19 protein-coding genes are annotated in these 16183 nt (G+C 44.4%); 5 read left to right on the top strand and 14 right to left on the bottom strand.

Annotated features, from left to right (window positions below; translation table 11 throughout):
* Positions 1-27: 27 nt before the first annotated feature.
* The 3 genes from F8C67_RS12305 (at position 28) to F8C67_RS12295 (ending at position 4233) form a co-directional block, all read left to right on the top strand.
* Complete coding sequence (locus tag F8C67_RS12305; RefSeq protein ID WP_223277564.1) at positions 28-1254, top strand: helix-turn-helix domain-containing protein; 1227 nt, start codon at positions 28-30, stop codon at positions 1252-1254.
* 79 nt (positions 1255-1333) lie between these two features.
* Positions 1334-3439 carry a serine hydrolase domain-containing protein gene (locus F8C67_RS12300; RefSeq protein ID WP_151668157.1) on the top strand — a complete coding sequence of 702 codons (2106 nt, stop codon included), beginning with the start codon at positions 1334-1336 and terminating at the stop codon, positions 3437-3439.
* A gap of 14 nt (positions 3440-3453) precedes the next feature.
* Positions 3454-4233, top strand: coding sequence for a hypothetical protein (locus tag F8C67_RS12295; RefSeq protein WP_151668156.1), 780 nt, complete (start codon positions 3454-3456; stop codon positions 4231-4233).
* 14 nt (positions 4234-4247) lie between these two features.
* Here F8C67_RS12295 and F8C67_RS12290 read toward each other — a convergent pair whose 3' ends face one another.
* The gene (locus F8C67_RS12290) at positions 4248-5174 is read right to left on the bottom strand and encodes a DUF6263 family protein (RefSeq protein WP_151668155.1); all 927 of its coding nucleotides are present in this window, start codon (positions 5172-5174) and stop codon (positions 4248-4250) included.
* Between the two features lie 118 nt (positions 5175-5292).
* The gene (locus tag F8C67_RS12285; protein WP_151668154.1) at positions 5293-6216 is read right to left on the bottom strand and encodes a DUF6263 family protein; all 924 of its coding nucleotides are present in this window, start codon (positions 6214-6216) and stop codon (positions 5293-5295) included.
* 78 nt (positions 6217-6294) lie between these two features.
* On the opposite strand from F8C67_RS12285, the gene F8C67_RS12280 reads away from it, so the two are divergent.
* Both F8C67_RS12280 and F8C67_RS12275 read left to right on the top strand, forming a co-directional pair.
* Positions 6295-6765, top strand: a complete 471-nt coding sequence (locus F8C67_RS12280; RefSeq protein ID WP_151668153.1) for a hypothetical protein — start codon at positions 6295-6297, stop codon at positions 6763-6765.
* 10 nt (positions 6766-6775) lie between these two features.
* Positions 6776-7240 carry a hypothetical protein gene (locus F8C67_RS12275; protein WP_170266453.1) on the top strand — a complete coding sequence of 155 codons (465 nt, stop codon included), beginning with the start codon at positions 6776-6778 and terminating at the stop codon, positions 7238-7240.
* A 25-nt stretch (positions 7241-7265) separates the two neighbouring features.
* Here the strand turns inward: F8C67_RS12275 and F8C67_RS12270 are convergent, their stop codons facing one another.
* The 12 genes from F8C67_RS12270 to F8C67_RS12220 all read right to left on the bottom strand — a co-directional run bounded on the left by F8C67_RS12270 (position 7266) and on the right by F8C67_RS12220 (position 16183).
* Complete coding sequence (locus F8C67_RS12270) at positions 7266-7832, bottom strand: DUF4738 domain-containing protein (RefSeq protein WP_151668151.1); 567 nt, start codon at positions 7830-7832, stop codon at positions 7266-7268.
* Positions 7832-8284, bottom strand: a complete 453-nt coding sequence (locus F8C67_RS12265; protein ID WP_151668150.1) for a hypothetical protein — start codon at positions 8282-8284, stop codon at positions 7832-7834. The genes F8C67_RS12270 and F8C67_RS12265 overlap by 1 nt, the downstream gene beginning before the upstream one ends.
* An 83-nt stretch (positions 8285-8367) precedes the next feature.
* Entirely contained in the window at positions 8368-8880 is a 513-nt protein-coding gene (locus F8C67_RS12260; RefSeq protein ID WP_151668149.1) for a hypothetical protein, read from the bottom strand.
* A 53-nt stretch (positions 8881-8933) separates the two neighbouring features.
* A complete protein-coding gene (locus tag F8C67_RS12255; protein WP_151668148.1) occupies positions 8934-9569 on the bottom strand; it encodes a CPBP family intramembrane glutamic endopeptidase in 636 nt (211 codons plus the stop codon).
* Positions 9559-10179: a hypothetical protein gene (locus F8C67_RS12250; protein WP_151668147.1), complete on the bottom strand. Its 621-nt coding sequence runs from the start codon at positions 10177-10179 to the stop codon at positions 9559-9561. Before F8C67_RS12250 ends, F8C67_RS12255 begins: the two co-directional genes overlap by 11 nt.
* 34 nt (positions 10180-10213) lie before the next feature.
* The gene (locus F8C67_RS12245) at positions 10214-11329 is read right to left on the bottom strand and encodes a hypothetical protein (RefSeq protein WP_151668146.1); all 1116 of its coding nucleotides are present in this window, start codon (positions 11327-11329) and stop codon (positions 10214-10216) included.
* 52 nt (positions 11330-11381) lie between these two features.
* Positions 11382-12023: a hypothetical protein gene (locus F8C67_RS12240; RefSeq protein WP_151668145.1), complete on the bottom strand. Its 642-nt coding sequence runs from the start codon at positions 12021-12023 to the stop codon at positions 11382-11384.
* Between the two features lie 22 nt (positions 12024-12045).
* On the bottom strand, positions 12046-12600 hold the full coding sequence (locus F8C67_RS12235) for a hypothetical protein (RefSeq protein ID WP_151668144.1): 555 nt from the start codon (positions 12598-12600) through the stop codon (positions 12046-12048).
* Positions 12601-12969: 369 nt separating this feature from the next.
* Positions 12970-13266 (bottom strand): DUF7878 domain-containing protein, encoded by a 297-nt coding sequence (locus tag F8C67_RS14495; RefSeq protein ID WP_456107159.1) that lies wholly within the window; start codon positions 13264-13266, stop codon positions 12970-12972.
* Positions 13267-13534: 268 nt separating this feature from the next.
* Positions 13535-14842: an NADH:ubiquinone reductase (Na(+)-transporting) subunit F gene (gene nqrF, locus F8C67_RS12230; RefSeq protein ID WP_151668143.1), complete on the bottom strand. Its 1308-nt coding sequence runs from the start codon at positions 14840-14842 to the stop codon at positions 13535-13537.
* A 23-nt stretch (positions 14843-14865) separates the two neighbouring features.
* Positions 14866-15483: an NADH:ubiquinone reductase (Na(+)-transporting) subunit E gene (gene nqrE / locus F8C67_RS12225; RefSeq protein WP_151668142.1), complete on the bottom strand. Its 618-nt coding sequence runs from the start codon at positions 15481-15483 to the stop codon at positions 14866-14868.
* Positions 15484-15502: 19 nt separating this feature from the next.
* On the bottom strand, positions 15503-16183 hold the full coding sequence (locus F8C67_RS12220) for an NADH:ubiquinone reductase (Na(+)-transporting) subunit D (RefSeq protein WP_151668141.1): 681 nt from the start codon (positions 16181-16183) through the stop codon (positions 15503-15505).

The following is a 16183-nucleotide window of genomic DNA, read 5'->3' as shown; positions in this document are numbered from 1 at the left end:
CTACGCCACCAAACACCCTTTCATCCGTTGGAAGATTTTCTCCGATTTAGTTTTAATGAAAAGAGCTCTGCGCTTTTGCTCTTCTTTTGTGTGGGTCTGGTATTCAGCATACTGAGCATGATTTTGGGAAGCAGAAGGAATTACGCCGCCGGAAAATGGCTCGCCCTCCTTCTCCTACTCTGTATCTTCTACATCTCCCCACACATGTTTGGTTACGCCGGATGGTATGGCGATGGAAGCACTAGAGCCTTCCTGTTCTTCGTCCCTTTCATGCAGGTTTTTCTGATCGGACCTGTGGTCTTCTTCTACACAAAGGCCTTGCTGAATCATCAATTCAAACTGCAAAAATCTGATCGGCTGCACTTTATTCCCGCTGTTTTATACGGACTTTACAGCCTGATCGTCTTCGTGACAGATGTCTTCGTGATGGATGATTACTACTTCTACGCTGATGGTCGCGATAAAGATCTTGCAGATTGGTATCAAGTCACCGGACTTCTCTCCATGATTGCCTACCTCATCTTGAGCCTACGGCATTACTCCGTGTACAAGACGCGCATCAATGAAGAGGTTAGTTATGCTGATTCCATACTCTTCAAATGGGTCAGGAATTTCATGCTCGCGTTCCTTTGCCTTCTCGTTCTCAGAATACTCTTTTTCATCTTCAACCCGGATTGGGGTCAGTTTGGAAGTCAGTTTTGGTACTACTTCGCCTTCTCTCTTGTATTCACATACGTGGCCATTGCCGGATACAGCAACGTAGTTCAATTCATTACTATGTCGGAATCGGGTATCCGCGTGTACAATGTGTTTCACGATGAAATTTCGCCTGCGGCGGATATTGAAACTGGCGCTGCTAACGCATCCAACATCGATCAACCCACCAAAATCGACTCGGCACGCAATGATTTGGATACACTGAAAGAGCAGCTATCGAATGAAATGAAGGAGTCGAAACTCTACCAAAACCCTCGACTGACACTCACCGATGTTGCCGAAAGCTTAAACACAACCACCAAAAGTGTGTCCGAGGTAGTCAACCAAGGTTTTGGAATGAACTTCAATGATTACGTGAATGCATACCGTGTAGAAGCGGTAAAAGCCAAACTCGAAGCCCAGGAGCATTTGAACCATACGTTGCTCGGAATTGCAATTGATTGTGGATTCAACAGCAAGGCTACGTTCAACCGAGCCTTCAAAAAACACTGTGGGATTTCACCGATGGAATTCTTGAATCGAACAAACAAAAACTAGGTCTCAAATCATGATTTGAAGCGACGTGAAGGTCCATCAACTGGATATTTGCCATCAAACCTTCAAATCGAAAAACCCGATGAAACACATACTTGCCACATTAGGATTTTGCCTTTCTCTCCTGTCTTCAGGTCAAGATTATCGCGCAACGATTGACTCAATCATGCAAGCCGAGGTTGCGGAAGACGATCCCGCACTTTTTGTGGGAGTCGTACACGATGGCGAAATCGTTTATGAACGCATTCGCGGATTCGCCGACCTGCAACATAACGTGCCTGCCCATGAAACCTCACGCACCAATATCGCTTCCAACGCCAAACAATACACGGCACTTATGGTGCTCGACCTAGCACAGAAAGGTCAGCTTAGCTTAGAGAACGACATCCGGAAGTATTTGCCAGAGCTCTACCCCAATGTGGCGGACACTATCAGAATCAGACATCTCCTAAACCACACTTCCGGCGTTCGTGATTATTGCGACATGATGGGAATCCAGCAAAACCCGTGGTGGCGACGAGAGGGCTTAGACAATCGAGATGTGCTAGAGTTTCATAGGAAGCAGAGCAATCTCGCCTTTGAACCAGGGTCTCGCTACTCCTATTCTAACTCTGGATATGTCCTACTTGCATTGATTATTGAGGAGGTTACCGGTGAAGAATTCCATGCATACGCTACACAGTTCTTCGAAGACCTGGGAATGACGAATACCGCATTCCCGAAAAGCTATATGCGCATTATCCCGAATCTGGCTTTACCGTATTCGAACTGGGGAGGTGCCGACTGGCTTCAGTATCCGATGATGACCAGCACCGCTGGAGAAGGGTTTTTATTTACCACGCTGCACGATCAACTGATCTACGAACAGATGATTCAGAAGAGCTATGCATCAAACAACGAACTCCTGATTCAAAGTCAGCAAACGATCCCAAACAGCGAAGTGAATTCTTACGGCTACGGATTGTTCCTCACGGATAGATTCAATCGAAAGTGCATCCACCACGCTGGGTCAACCGGTTCATATGGAGCACAATTCTACCGATTCCCCGAAGAAAACCTCAGCGTAGTAGTATTATCGAACAACGGAAGCGTATGGACCGAGGGAGTCGCGAATCAAGTTGCCGAGCTTTATTTGAAAGATGTTGAGTTGGAGATTAACTATGCAGACGGCATGGACACCCTATCCACCGAGCCCCTCACCTCTAGCTTTTTCGCGCAGTACTACTCTCCTTCTGGAAGGCTGATGCGCATTGTAGAAGAAGAAGGGCGAATTCTGTGGAAGAACGGAAATAGCAATGGGATCGAATTGAATCGTGAGGATGAGAATCTGTTTCATCCGTATTACGACGTGAACATGAAGATTGGCTTTGCGGAGAATGGAGCCGTCTTGTTCGAAACCGATGGTACCACCACTTTCTATCGAAAACTCTCTGAACAGGAAGCTCGGCCAACAGAATACAGCAGGCTGGTTGGCATCTATGAAAGTGCCTCGCTAGACGTAGAATTTGAACTTCTTCAAGAAGATGGACAGTTGAAGTTGAAGATGCCTAAGTGGGACGAGGCCCGTGAGGTGAGCGTGTTCAATCAACATGACCTTATGATAGCCGATTACCGCATGAAAATTGAGCGCGATGCATTCAACCGTGTAGTGGCACTAACTGTTTCCAAAGGGCGCGCATTGAACAACCGATTCAACAAGCGCACCAACCTGCAGTTTCATCCAACAGCCATCACGGATCGCGGATCAATTTCTGTCACCACCATAGGAGCGGTTGACGGTAGCGCTTCTAATATCCTGCTAACCGAAAATTACCCGAATGGGAATGAAATATGGTCGAAACAATATGGCGGCACGAGTTACGACAAGGCGCATTCGGTTTTTGCCTTGGAAGACGGTTACCTCATCGTAGGTTCGACGAGTTCGTATGGCGTGGGGAACTATGACTTTTTCGTGATTAGGACCGACAAAAATGGAAAGCTTGTATGGCAAAACACGTACGGTCGAGAAATGAACGACTACGCATACACAGCCGAAATTACGCCGAGCGGATATGTTATAAAAGGCACAACGCAGGACTGTAACGATGATGTTTTCGATTGCACAACGTATGTTTGGGAAGTGAACATTGATCTCGACGGGAACAAGCTCTCTTCTTCAAGAGCGGATGCCATCGAAACAAACCTCTAAACCGAACTGGCAGCATGAATATTCTTCGACCAAGCCTCCTTCTGATTGCCATTTTTTCGGCATTAGCATGCGTACAGTCAGAACCTCGCGCAAGGATTGAATTGGTTCAGCCAAGTATTGATCAAGAAGCTGCCTCCATATGGATGACCATCAACACGTATGAATTCCTGGAGGGGTATGGCTACGACATTCGACTTCCGGAGGATTCCCTGATAGATTCGCTGATTGAAAAGTCGAGGGAAGGCACATTTGGCGAAGAGGATTATTCGGCCATCTACACTTTGTTGGAGAACGGATTATTCGCTGAAGAAGATTACAGTCTGGCCATGGCTGATGTTGAAGATAAGCTTGACTTATTGAACACCTTCATTGCCGACATCGAATCCACAAGCGCAGAATGGGATTGGGATTTCAAGCTCTATGAAACGTATCAAATCCAATTCACCCTTTACGGAACAGGTGGAGGCTATAATCCAGATTTGGGGATCATAACGCTCTTAACTTCCAAAGAAGGAGAGTATGTGAGGTATAAAAACCCAGCCAGCATCATCATTCATGAAATCACGCACATAGGACTAGAACACAGCATTGTGCAGAAATACGAGTTAAGTCACGGTATGAAAGAGCGACTTATAGACACTTTCGTGACCATGATGTTCATAGAAGACTTGCCGGAGTACTCGATGCAGAACATGGGCGACGAGCGCATGGATGAGTACTTTGAATCGAGAGAAGATTTGGCTCACCTTGAGACTTCGATTGTGGAGCTTTTAGCCGACTCGCCTCAAGACTAATTTCTGGCGGGTAATCACTCCGTGGTCGTTACAATCGTCGATTTAATCATCAACGGCCATGTGAGACCTTCAGGAACTTGGGCATTTGGCATCATTTCGACCTCACCGCTGATGTCTAGATCAATGGTTGAAGTTGTTACCCATCCTTTTTCACGATCAATCCGAATACTTCCTGCTTGTGTGCCGCCTAGGCTGTAGACCAATTCCATCCCGCTCACCACTACTGGATCGGAACTAGAACTGTCGGTGCTAATGTTTCCCTCGACGGAGAGAACCACCTGGTCATCTGTAATTTCTTGCACGGTGTAGGTGGTCACTACCTTTAGCAGGGTTTGAGTTTGAACTGTAGATTCGCTCGTCCATGTATCACCCACGCTCATTTCTTCTTTGGGAAAGGTAATCATGGAGGCACCAAAATCTTTGGCGAAGGATTCGTCGGAAATAGACTTTGCCACCTCATCCATAAACGCATCACGCTCTGGACCTTCCGCAAAATCGAAGGCATCGGCCACTTTTTCCATCATGGCATTTACGCCTGTCACTTTTTCAATTTGACCGAAAACATTGAACTCGGCTTTGAGGACGCTACCAATCATTGCTGAGTACACGAGGGCCTGTCCAGTCGCCTCATCGGATGGATTATCGCTATCGTAATCCGTATCGCCCACGGCACCACTTGTAGACAGTTTCGCACCGTCGATGGTGGCGTCCATCAGAATCGCATCTTTAGAAACCCCGGTGCACTCGTACACCACTCGGATTGCTTGATCCTGCGTGATTTTTTGCTCCATACCCATAATGGTCTGGGTGATATCCTGCTTCTGATCTACTGTTACGGTGAACTCATCTCCAACTTCGGGATTGAGGCGAAGGGAAACGGACTCCTGAGAGAAGGAAGAAAGACTGAAGACAACTAAAAGAAAGAGGGTGTAGATGCGCATGATTTGAACTCGGTTTAGTTCAAGGTATGGATTACGAAACAAAACGGTATCGGCATGTTGTGCACGATAACTAAGAAGCAAACTAAAACGCCCACGGTTTGTTCCGTGGGCGTATTCGTTATTCTGTTGTTACATTCATGGAGTCGAACTTATCCAGCGGGAAAGATTGCCCTTCTGGAAAATATTCGTTGGCGAGAAACTCTATCTTTCCCGAAAGGCTTTGTTCGAATTCGGCGCTCAGTACAAGTCCAGTCGCGCGTTCGATTTTAATAGTACCAGCCTTGCTTCCGGAAAGTAATTGTTTCATTTCAAATCCACTATAATCAGTTGGTTCAGCATCGCTGGGAGTACGAATTTGTCCTCGAGCTTGGAGTACCACTTCGGTTTCAGAAATCTCTTTAACCGTGTATGTCATCTCCACTGTGAGTGGAGTGAGTGTTGTAGCAGACACAATCTCTGTCCAAGAATCACCAATGCCAATCTCGTGTTCTGGAAACTCAACTAAGCATGGAGAATACTCCTTAGTAAATGCATCAGAAGTGAAACTCTCTTTGAGTTGTTCCAACAATGTTTCAAGATCTTCTTCTTCGAATCCAAAAACATGCTCTATCGATGCATCCGCTAGCGCATCCGTCCCACTAATTGCCTCAATTTTACCATTTTCCGCAAGTGAAAGCGTTAAGTCAATCTCGACCATATCGCCTTCTGGGGTTACGTACTTTTCCATGTCTTCATCCGGATCATCACTATCATAGGACAGTCCATCCAGCATTCCGTTGTTTTCATATGTCACACGTTCAACATCCATCTTCATTTTGAAAATTCCACCGGTAGTGTCGATGCAAGTGTAATGGATTCGGACCATTTGACTTTCTTCGGCGCTTTGTTCAGAACCCATCATAGATTGCTCAGTACGAGAGCTTGACTCGTATATCGCAACGTGTTCATCACCGGGATTGAGATTCAATCTAAGTAGTACCTTTTCTTGTGCCAGCGCACTAATGCTGCACATAATCGCGAGAGCGAAACTTAAGAGACGCATAATTTCAAAGTTTAGTTTACCGCAAGATATGTAGAGCGGTTTGAATATCTTCGAGCTCACAACAAATCGCTCTCAGATATGGACAGATTTCAGATGCGCGAGTCCTACGATTCAGGCGCGTTAAGGACTTTTCAGATTATTCACTTCGCCCTAGTTATGGGAGTAACCCTATTTGGTGGTGTTACGCTATTTCTTCACAAGGATGACGCATTTTTCTCTCAAGACACTTCTCAGGATGATATGATTCTAGTGATCCTTCCAGCCGCGTTGATCTTGATGATATTGGGCTCAATTGTAGGTGAAAAAAACTGGAAGCAGGTTAAGGCAACAATGCCAAGCCAGATGTTGAGCGCACTCCAAACAGCTCACATCATAAAGCTGGCTTTACATGAAGGTGCGGCTCTAATTACGTTGGTCTTCTTCCTTCTCACGGGCAACTACATCTACATCGTAGCCGCGGCGGTGGTATGGTTAAGAATGATTACACTATTCCCCACGAAAGGAATGGTGGATAGAAAGATTGAGGATAAGCAAAACGATTACAGGTAGACGAATGCAAATGCAAGAACGCCTTGAGTATTGCAAGGTTTGTGAGAATAGGAAGTTCCGAATGGAGCAAGGCATTATCTGTGGACTTACCATGGAAAAGCCAACTTTTGAAGATGAATGTCCCACCTATGAACACGACGAAGTCGAGCATCAAAAACTAATCAAAAAGGCGGAGCTGTCCTTCGAGCGGGAATTCGCAGAAAGAACGGGAGGAAGTGGACGTCGATCTAGCAAAGATTCACTTCCAACTTCTGGTTCTGGGACTGCAACTGGCGCAGGCTTCCGAATATTGGGCGTCTTAACCATACTCGGATCTCTAGTCGCTATTGGATACAGGATATCGGACAACAGTTATGATGCCTCAAGCTTTATACGTGTTATTCGTCCTATTATTGGTCTCGGAATCGGCGTTGCTCTCTACATGCGCGGAGAGGCTCAAAAGAAAGAAATGGAAAAGCTAAAGGAGAAAAGGTGACCAGAAGTGTCGTGCCGATTCTGATTCAGGGTTTTTTATCTAACCAACTATCCACCTCGCCTTTTTTGGAGGTTTTATAAAATATGGCCATCATGCCATCCATTTGCCAATCAGTGTCCGGCACAATCAAAGTGACTTTGAAATAGATTCTGTTTGATCTAACAAAATCATACTCGATGTTCTTGAGATAGCATCGGTTGTAAAACTCGCTATCCAGTAAATCCTCAAATTCACTCTTATCCAAAACAGCGGCAATGATCGTATCATTTTTTCCGCTTAACGATATTGTTGTCGCTCGGTTGTGATAGACATCTTTATAGATCAAATCCCTATTCAAATCATTTACCCAAGAAATAGAGCTGTCGTTCAAAGAATATGTAGCTATGTTCAAGTCATAGTATTCATTTCCTACACGAATTGAACTATCAGCTTTCACAGTATCAATATCTGTTTCCCAGTATATCACTGTGGTGTCGAGTTCGGTTGTGACAACTGCGGCATTTCCTTCTGCATCTGCATTGTTTTTTTCTGAAGTAGAAGTACATGCAATGCTAGAAACAGTAATCAGCAAGCCAATGAGGAGCTCTTTCATTAGTTCTTAGCTTGGGCTTGCGTAGCACTAATCATGTTCGACAACTCCTCAAAACCGTCAAGATGTTTTGGAATGAGCATCTTTTGGCTATTTGATTTGAGGGTTAACCCCTTCTTTCCCACTTCGGCCGACTCAATTTTGTCCAAGTCCATTTTTACAGATTGGGCTGATGCGGAAATGCTCTCGATGCTTGTTTCATCGACCTTGTAGACATGCTTCAACAAAGCCTTTGCGCGTCGCTTTAGTCCCAACCATATGCTAAAAGCGAGTACCCCAAAAAGAGAAAAAGCGATTATGGCAAGAACTGCGGTATTCATGCGCTGCATTTCAGGTTGTCGCAATGCCAGAATAAAGCCGGCAAAACCAGACGTGAGTATTAAAGGCAATCGAGACCTCATCTCGGCCTCCGCCGCCTTCTTGGCGCTTTCTTGCGAGAATTTGAATACTTTCATGGAATAGATTAAATCTGATAGCTTCTAGCTTGAGACAAGCTCTTCGAGTAAGATTTTCGTTTCTACTTAGCCCCTCCTAGGCTTCACCAAACCAACACCACATCCCTCCTACCCAACACATACGGCATCACCCAAACGCCTTGCAATGGCAGGCCATTTTTAAAAGAAAGCTCTTGGGATCCATCTGTACATAGCGCTAGCGTGTATTCTTCTTGGGCCATGACGGCTTCTGCCGCTAGGCGTGTCCGCGTCTCCACCGACATATTCTTGCAATGCAAGTCCACAAACTGGTTCATTGCGACTAGCAATTCAGCTTGAGAAATGGTAAATACCGTATCAGGCGGATAGCACGGCTGCTCTAATCCGGCGAAGGTGGAATAGACTCGACCTCTTTCATCCGTATTCATTTGAAAGGTATCCAGCGCATCTAGGGCTAGTTGCTGTCCTGAAGAAAGCTCTTCTATGGGATCCGTGGGAATCGCCAGCAGGGAATCATTTTGGCTTGAAGCAGCCTCTACATTATTCGAACGGTCACTTCCAGATGAGCAACTCACTAGAAGAAAACCGAAGAATACGAGTAGCGCAGAGAATTTCATGAGAGCACGATTGAAGTTTCAATGAGACAGGAAGGTACGAATCGAATGGATTCTCAGAGGTATCCCAGATAGATTAACGTCATAATGATGGTATTGTACGCACCATGACAAACAATCGCGTACCACAGGTTTCGCTTGAAAAACAAAAACAAACCGAGATACCCCATGCCGATGACCAATGCATTGATCACTCCAAATGACCCCAGCTGAGCGTGGTACAATCCAAAAAGCAGCGAGGTAATCACAAAGCTAATCTGAGTGGCGTACTTCCCTCCTATCATTTTTTCCAAACGCGTAAAGATGAACCCGTGAAACACGATTTCTTCGTACACTCCACCAATGAGCCAGCCCATGGCAACCATCAACAAAAACTGGAGTTTCCCTCCACGAATGGTCTCGTTCAAACCCGAATCGTCGTATTCCAAATCCACAATAGAATCCAAAAGCGGATTAAAGGCCAACTGCATGAAAGCGACGATAGCTCCAGCGCAAAGCACACCTACCAAAAGGGCTTTAGGTTCAAAACGCACAAAACTGAAACCGATGTCTGAAAAGGTCTCATTTGACCGTTTTAAGACGAACCAGGTCAGAAGTAGAATTGGAATAGAATACCCAAAAAAGGGAATGAGTCCGGCATGTGGAAAAAGCACGATGACGGCGATGGTGAGGATGGAGAGGCTATATTTCATACTCCTCGTTTCTCAACACCTCCAATGTATCAATCTGTCCTTCCACATCAATCTCACCTACAAACTCCAACTCCGTAATGTAATCTGTGAACCCAGCTTCGGTGGTAACCTTCTTCATTCTGAACTTAGAGCTGGACTCAAACTCTGTGGTGGTTTCTGTTGACAAGTCGCACGAACTGTAGAACTCGGTTAGCGGAAAGTAATTAACCACCTTGCCTGTTGAATCAATCAACAGCAGAAACACACCATCGTAGCACACTCCATAGTTCAGCGAAACAACCACACACTTGAAATCATGAATGTCGTTTTGAATGGACATGAAGTAGTTCTCATTCGACGGATGATAGTCAAAATTGAAGCCTTCAATCTGAGTCAAGATCTTTTGATGAAAGGAGCGGTCTATTTTCTTTAATCCTGATTTGTCCAAACTCTCTGTCGAGAACAGAGAAAGCTCATGATATTTGAAGTTTGAGGAATCTAGGAACCAGTGTTCCCCCTGATGAACCACAGTTGAATCTTGAGTAGAGGTTGCAGCACCACTGACTGGTGTACGGTTGTTGCTGCATTGAGTTAGAGCGACGAGTGATATGAACAGGAGGTATCTTGTCATTAGTGGATTGGTATGACTCTTCGTTGGACTTTTATCAATTAGAGTGTTCATGGAGCATAACCAATTCCTCTCCATCATATACTCCAATTCCGTTATTGGAAGTCAAAAAGATAAGTCTATTATCCTCAGTGAATTCAATCCTTTTAACAGACATAGAAACTCCAATAGCTAGAGACTCTCTATCCCAAAGTAAGTCTGGTTTAAAAAGTAGTTCTATTTCCTTAATTCTTCCATCGTTAGGAATAGTAGAACGATAAAATCCATTTGTAGTGGCGAAATACATCTTGTTATCATTATGATTGTATGCACCAGGGCCTACAAAAATCCCTCTATCAGAATGAGTTGTTCTGGTGGTGTCTTTGAAATCATCACTATCAAATACCAAAGTAGCTACATTATCTCTTACGCTATAAATTTCACCCGTATTGAGGAAATGTTGTAGGCCAGATGTGATATAAATATTCTGATTGTCGTCTTCAAATACCGATAGAGGGAAAAGTCCAGTAAATCTCACACTGTCAAGATTTGCATCAAGTTCCGACCTTGTTCGAGTGTCGAAAATCTGTAATGTCCCACCGAATTCACCAAAACTCTTGGTCATCCATATTCTATCTTGACTGTCGATAAACGAATATTGTGGTAAAGTGAAGTACACATCTGTCTCCTTCCAAAAGAAAAACAAGAATCGTCTTTTAGTAATCCTTCCGCTCGGTGGATGCTTGAAATCATACCATGCTTCATCCTTTATTGGATCATAGATGGCATAAGGAATAATAAGAAAGAGTTCATTGGCGGAATTGAAGAAGATATCATAAACGTAATAGTCCTCCTCTAATTCAAGGTACTCGTCAAAGGAATAGTCATTCACATCTATTATGAATATCCGGCCATCATTTGTACCGATATAGATGTTGTTCGAATTGTCTTTGGCGATGGAACTGTATCTTATAGTTGTATCACTTGCGAAGGTTTTAGTTAGATTTTCTAAGTCCCAAATGAAAACTTGTCCGCTTGAATTCAACGCATAAATGTTCTTTTCACCAACGAGCATTTTGACTAACCTCGGACTATCGTTATCCGAGCTATTATGTTGTACGGCTCCTGCAAATAGAAAGCTGAACAGAAGTATGGCTGATAATATGTATCTCATGTAACTCTGAGCTGATGAAGGTTAAAATGACCACCGGGACAAACAGCAGCTCTCACTCCTCCACAAATGACCTCCAATTCTCCTTCCAATAGTCTCTAATGAAGTCCCACTTGTTATTAAACATGTCCTCTGGAAGATTCTCGCTTTCGAGCAATATTCGTTCATCCGATTTAGGAGCAGAATAAACCTCAAGTTTACGTTCCTTTTCAGATTGAGGGCAGCCAGTAAACTCAATTTCGGCAACACTAATCACCCGAAAATCCTCGATGTAAAAGAGTGTGCTTTTCCAATTAAAGTCAGCGCAACCTCTTGTCTGATAGTCATAATAATAACCTCGTTTTTCAGAGAAACGTTGGGCGTCCGAAACCTCTTCAAATCCAACTACTCTTCTGTAAGATTTACTGCCCTTATCGTATAGATACAAATCAGCGACGCGGTAATTCCCGAGATATGAGAAAGTAATATCGACATACCCATCTTCATCAAAATTGAAAATATCAATGCCACCAGCTGCGCCTGAAATAATTAGAGTATCTCCTTCGGAGCTGGCCAGATATGCGTAGCTCCCAGAATCTGACATGCCGCAAAACACTGTAAACTCAACATTGTCAACTACAAAAGTTGTATCCCAAAACGGTTGTGAAAAAGACGAAACGGAGGTAAGAGCAAAAGTGAGAGCGACGAATAATTTCATAGTTGAATATACTAAATCAACGCTAGTCCATTCGCACCTTTTCAAATCTGTAACTCAACCCTTTCCATCCTCTTACATCCAATAACCCTGATCGAATTTTATCAATCAATACAACCTTTTCACTCATTGGATTCGCTTCATTCTGATACTCGTTCACCTGGAACTCAAATGTGCGATTAGGTAGAATAATATGTATTCGGTCATAGTGATAATGAAGCAATTCAAAGGCCGGTCTCCTCAGCTTCCCATGTTCTAGACTATCGAGGTTTTCGGATATGAAACCAATGGGAGCCCTTTGTCTTGAAATCACATTAAAATTAGAGTAATTGTTAAACTTCGTCAGATACCATTCTTCAGAATACCAATAGATATAATATGTCTTCGTTGTCCCCCTGATACATCCCGAGCAGCCATCATAATATCCAATTATAGTGTCAACTCCCTCGGTTTGAAGACTATCCATAAACCGAGTAGCTTCCTCCCAGGGATTGACATGTTGGACAAATATGGTAGTGGTCTTGCAAGAAGAGAACATGAGGATGCACATAAGCGCGGAAAGAGAGAGAATGAGTTTCATTTCAGCTTGTAATTTTCCTATTCCAGTGATTTCCATTTCCCTTTCTCGAAAAATGCGTTGTGGAATTTTGGGTGATAGCTTCATATTGGTCCTATGAAGGTAAATGTAACGATATATTACCCCTGTACAGCTTTCACAGGTAATCGTTACCCTTGTTTAATCGGGAGGAACCAAGTTTTGGCTTTATGCCGTGTTTCTGACAGCACCGCTCATAGGCGTAGTCAAGAGCGAATTTATTTTATGTTTAATTCTTTAATCTCAGACAAGTCTACCTTGAAAGTCCGACTAACTCGATCAATTATTTCCTTTTTCAGTCGTTCGATTAAGTCCAGTATTTCGAGTCTCGGCATCGGTCTTGCTTCAATTTTCTCACGCCAAATTGAACGGAAATGAAAACCATCCTGGTCCTTTATTAGGGTCAAACAAGTTTTCATCGCTGTCCATACAATCATAGCGGAAAGAATTGGTCATTCCATCATTCTTCCATTTCATCAACTGGTCTAAGAATTCAACTAAATTCCACCCTTCGACACATAGCACAACTTGTCCATCGATTTCCAGCACAAAGTCACATTCAATGTTTGTGAGAACTTCGAGATGTACCTTCCCATGGTATTGAGTCTCATGATAAGAACGTCTTAAGTTATTTATCTGGAAGGTTGTCATTATAAGTTGGCAATAACAGTTTGGTCATGATTAATCTTGTCTTACAGCCCGCTAATGCTATTAAGTATTGTTGTGAGCATTAAAGTTCTTGTTTTCTAATACCGTTTCCAATGAGCTGAGATGTTTTGCGATTCGCAAATCGCGAATTGAGAATCTCAGCTCTGTTGCCGAACTCCATTCCCCAGATGATTAAACTCTCCCACCCCAAAAAACAAAAACCCCAACCTATCCGGTCGGGGCTCTTTATATTCCGTTGGTGGATTTCTAATTATCCTCCAAAGTCGTCAAATGCTACGTTCTCTGGTGGTACACCGAAGTCGTCACACATCTTAATTACCGCCGCGTTCATCAAAGGAGGTCCGCAGAAGTAGAATTCGATGTCTTCTGGAGCGTCGTGCTTCGACAAGTAGTTGTCGATCACCGCCTGGTGTACGAATCCAGTGAATCCGTCGCCTTCGTCTTCCATGTGCGACTTCGCCTTCCAGTTGTCTTCCGGCAAAGGCTCAGAAAGTACTACGTGGAACTTGAAGTTCGGGAATTCGCGCTCAATGCCGCGGAAGTCTTCCAAGTAGAAGAGCTCACGCTTCGAACGTCCACCGTACCAGAAGCTAACCTGACGGTCAGTCTTCATCGTGTGGAACAAGTGGAAGAGGTGTGAACGCATCGGCGCCATACCTGCACCACCACCAATGTAAAGCATCTCTGCATTGGTTTCTTTGATGAAGAATTCACCGTAAGGTCCCGAGATAGTTACCTTATCGCCCGGCTTGCTGCCAAATACGAATGAAGAGCAAATACCTGGGTTAACATCCATCCACTGATTCTTCTTGCGATCCCAAGGTGGAGTAGCAATACGAATGTTCAACATGATGATGTTACCTTCTGCTGGGTGGTTGGCCATGGAGTACGCGCGGAAAATCTCCTCGTCGTTCTTCATCTTCAGATCCCATAGACCAAACTTGTCCCATTCGCCCTTGAAGTCCATTGGGTCACGCCCAAGGTCAGGGTGCGATGTAATGTCAATATCCTTGAAGTCTACCTCGATCGGTGGAACGTCAACCTGGATGTAACCTCCCGCCTCGAAGTCGAGTGTTTCGCCTTCAGGAAGCTTCACCACAAACTCCTTAATAAATGAGGCCACGTTGTAGTTTGAAACCACTTCGCATTCCCACTTCTTAATACCAAAGATCTCTTCTGGAACCTTGATCGTCATGTCGTTCTTCACCTTCACCTGGCAACCGAGTCTCCAGTCTTCCTGTACCTGCTTACGGTTGAAGAAACCAGTTTCAGTAGGAAGAATTTCGCCTCCGCCTTCGGTAACCTGACACTTACACATACCGCAAGTACCACCGCCACCACATGCAGATGGAAGGAAGATTTTCTCGTTACTCAAGACTTGAAGGAGAGTGCTACCTGACTCTACTTCCTTCTCCTCGCCGTTGATGTTGAGCTTCACTGGTCCAGATGGAGCCAGCTTCGCTTTCGCCGTAAGAAGCACGAAAACGAGTAGGATGATAACAATTGCAAAGGCGATGAGGCTCGCTGCAATTATTGTTGTTGAACTTGCTAGAAACATACTAATTCCTTTATCCTAATCTATTACAACTTGATACCCATGAAGCTCATGAAAGCGATCCCCATAAGACCAGTAATCACGAAGGTGATACCCAATCCACGTAGAGGCGCAGGAACTGCAGAGTAACGAATCTTTTCACGAATGGCGGCAATGGCAACGATGGCCAAGAACCAACCCACTCCACTACCTAGTCCAAACACGGTAGCCTCACCAATGTTTGAATAACCACGCTCTTGCATGAAGAGTGCACCACCCAAAATCGAGCAGTTTACGGCGATAAGTGGAAGGAAAATACCCAACGCAGAGTATAGCGCTGGTGCAAATCGCTCAACAATCATTTCTACCAACTGTACGATAGAGGCAATTACGGCGATGAACATAATGAAGCTCAAGAAGCTAAGGTCTACTTCGGCGAAGCTTGGGTCAACCCAAGAAAGTGCGCCTTTTTGAAGCACGTAGTTTTCGAGCAAATAGTTTACAGGAACGGTGATACCTAGTACGAAGATTACAGCGGCACCGAGACCTACACCTGTTTTAACGGTCTTAGAAACGGCCAAATAAGAGCACATTCCCAAGAAGTATGCGAAGATCATGTTGTCAACGAAGATGCTCTTCACAAAGATGTTTACTAATTCTTGCATGACTTATCTCTTAGTGTCGTTATTCTTCGATGAGTTCCTTGTTACGGCTACGCTGAACCCAGATAATCAACGCTACAACGATGAGGGCCATTGGCGGCAACAACATCATACCGTTGTTTACGTATCCGAGTGCATAAACACCTGTACCTTCTGTGGCATTCCCTAGGAGGTCGATTCCGAAAAGCTGTCCGCTACCCAAAAGTTCGCGGAAGAAAGCTACCGTAATCAAGATCCACCCATAACCCGCTGCGTTACCCACAGCATCGAGGAATGATTTCCATGGAGTGTTACCCAAGGCAAAGGCCTCGAAACGTCCCATGATGATACAGTTCGTAATGATCAGACCAACGAATACCGAAAGCTGCTTCGATACGTCGTAAAGGAAGGCCTTCAAGGTCTGGTCAACCAAAATCACCAATGAAGCAACTACTACGAGCTGAACGATGATTCGAATACGATTAGGGATGAGGTTACGCATCAATGAGATGATGACGTTACCTGCAGCGAGTACGAAGAATACTGAAATCGACATTACAATAGCCGGTTCCAATTTCACAGTAATCGCGAGTGCCGAACAGATACCCAAAACCTGAACAGTAATCGGGTTGTCGTCGTTGAGCGGTGTGCTCATCAAGCGACGGTTCTTCTTAGAGAACAGTGGCTCGTTTGATTTTACAACTTCTTGCGTTTCTGTGCTCAT

Origin of the sequence: Phaeocystidibacter luteus (genome assembly GCF_008933115.1) — a bacterium.
Taxonomy (GTDB): Bacteria; Bacteroidota; Bacteroidia; order Flavobacteriales; family Schleiferiaceae; genus Phaeocystidibacter; species Phaeocystidibacter luteus.
Note: the sequence above shows the minus strand (reverse complement) of the source record. Positions and strands in the feature narration are given on the sequence as shown.

Coding starts and splice junctions, on each gene's coding strand:
- F8C67_RS12300 (WP_151668157.1), top strand. CDS start 1,334: ATGAAACACATACTTGCCACATTAGGATTTTGCCTTTCTCTCCTGTCT.
- F8C67_RS12295 (WP_151668156.1), top strand. CDS start 3,454: ATGAATATTCTTCGACCAAGCCTCCTTCTGATTGCCATTTTTTCGGCA.
- F8C67_RS12290 (WP_151668155.1), bottom strand. CDS start 5,174: ATGCGCATCTACACCCTCTTTCTTTTAGTTGTCTTCAGTCTTTCTTCC.
- F8C67_RS12285 (WP_151668154.1), bottom strand. CDS start 6,216: ATGCGTCTCTTAAGTTTCGCTCTCGCGATTATGTGCAGCATTAGTGCG.
- F8C67_RS12280 (WP_151668153.1), top strand. CDS start 6,295: ATGGACAGATTTCAGATGCGCGAGTCCTACGATTCAGGCGCGTTAAGG.
- F8C67_RS12275 (WP_170266453.1), top strand. CDS start 6,776: ATGCAAGAACGCCTTGAGTATTGCAAGGTTTGTGAGAATAGGAAGTTC.
- F8C67_RS12270 (WP_151668151.1), bottom strand. CDS start 7,832: ATGAAAGAGCTCCTCATTGGCTTGCTGATTACTGTTTCTAGCATTGCA.
- F8C67_RS12265 (WP_151668150.1), bottom strand. CDS start 8,284: ATGAAAGTATTCAAATTCTCGCAAGAAAGCGCCAAGAAGGCGGCGGAG.
- F8C67_RS12260 (WP_151668149.1), bottom strand. CDS start 8,880: ATGAAATTCTCTGCGCTACTCGTATTCTTCGGTTTTCTTCTAGTGAGT.
- F8C67_RS12255 (WP_151668148.1), bottom strand. CDS start 9,569: ATGAAATATAGCCTCTCCATCCTCACCATCGCCGTCATCGTGCTTTTT.
- F8C67_RS12250 (WP_151668147.1), bottom strand. CDS start 10,179: ATGACAAGATACCTCCTGTTCATATCACTCGTCGCTCTAACTCAATGC.
- F8C67_RS12245 (WP_151668146.1), bottom strand. CDS start 11,329: ATGAGATACATATTATCAGCCATACTTCTGTTCAGCTTTCTATTTGCA.
- F8C67_RS12240 (WP_151668145.1), bottom strand. CDS start 12,023: ATGAAATTATTCGTCGCTCTCACTTTTGCTCTTACCTCCGTTTCGTCT.
- F8C67_RS12235 (WP_151668144.1), bottom strand. CDS start 12,600: ATGAAACTCATTCTCTCTCTTTCCGCGCTTATGTGCATCCTCATGTTC.
- F8C67_RS14495 (WP_456107159.1), bottom strand. CDS start 13,266: ATGACAACCTTCCAGATAAATAACTTAAGACGTTCTTATCATGAGACT.
- nqrF (WP_151668143.1), bottom strand. CDS start 14,842: ATGTTTCTAGCAAGTTCAACAACAATAATTGCAGCGAGCCTCATCGCC.
- nqrE (WP_151668142.1), bottom strand. CDS start 15,483: ATGCAAGAATTAGTAAACATCTTTGTGAAGAGCATCTTCGTTGACAAC.
- F8C67_RS12220 (WP_151668141.1), bottom strand. CDS start 16,183: ATGAGCACAGAAACGCAAGAAGTTGTAAAATCAAACGAGCCACTGTTC.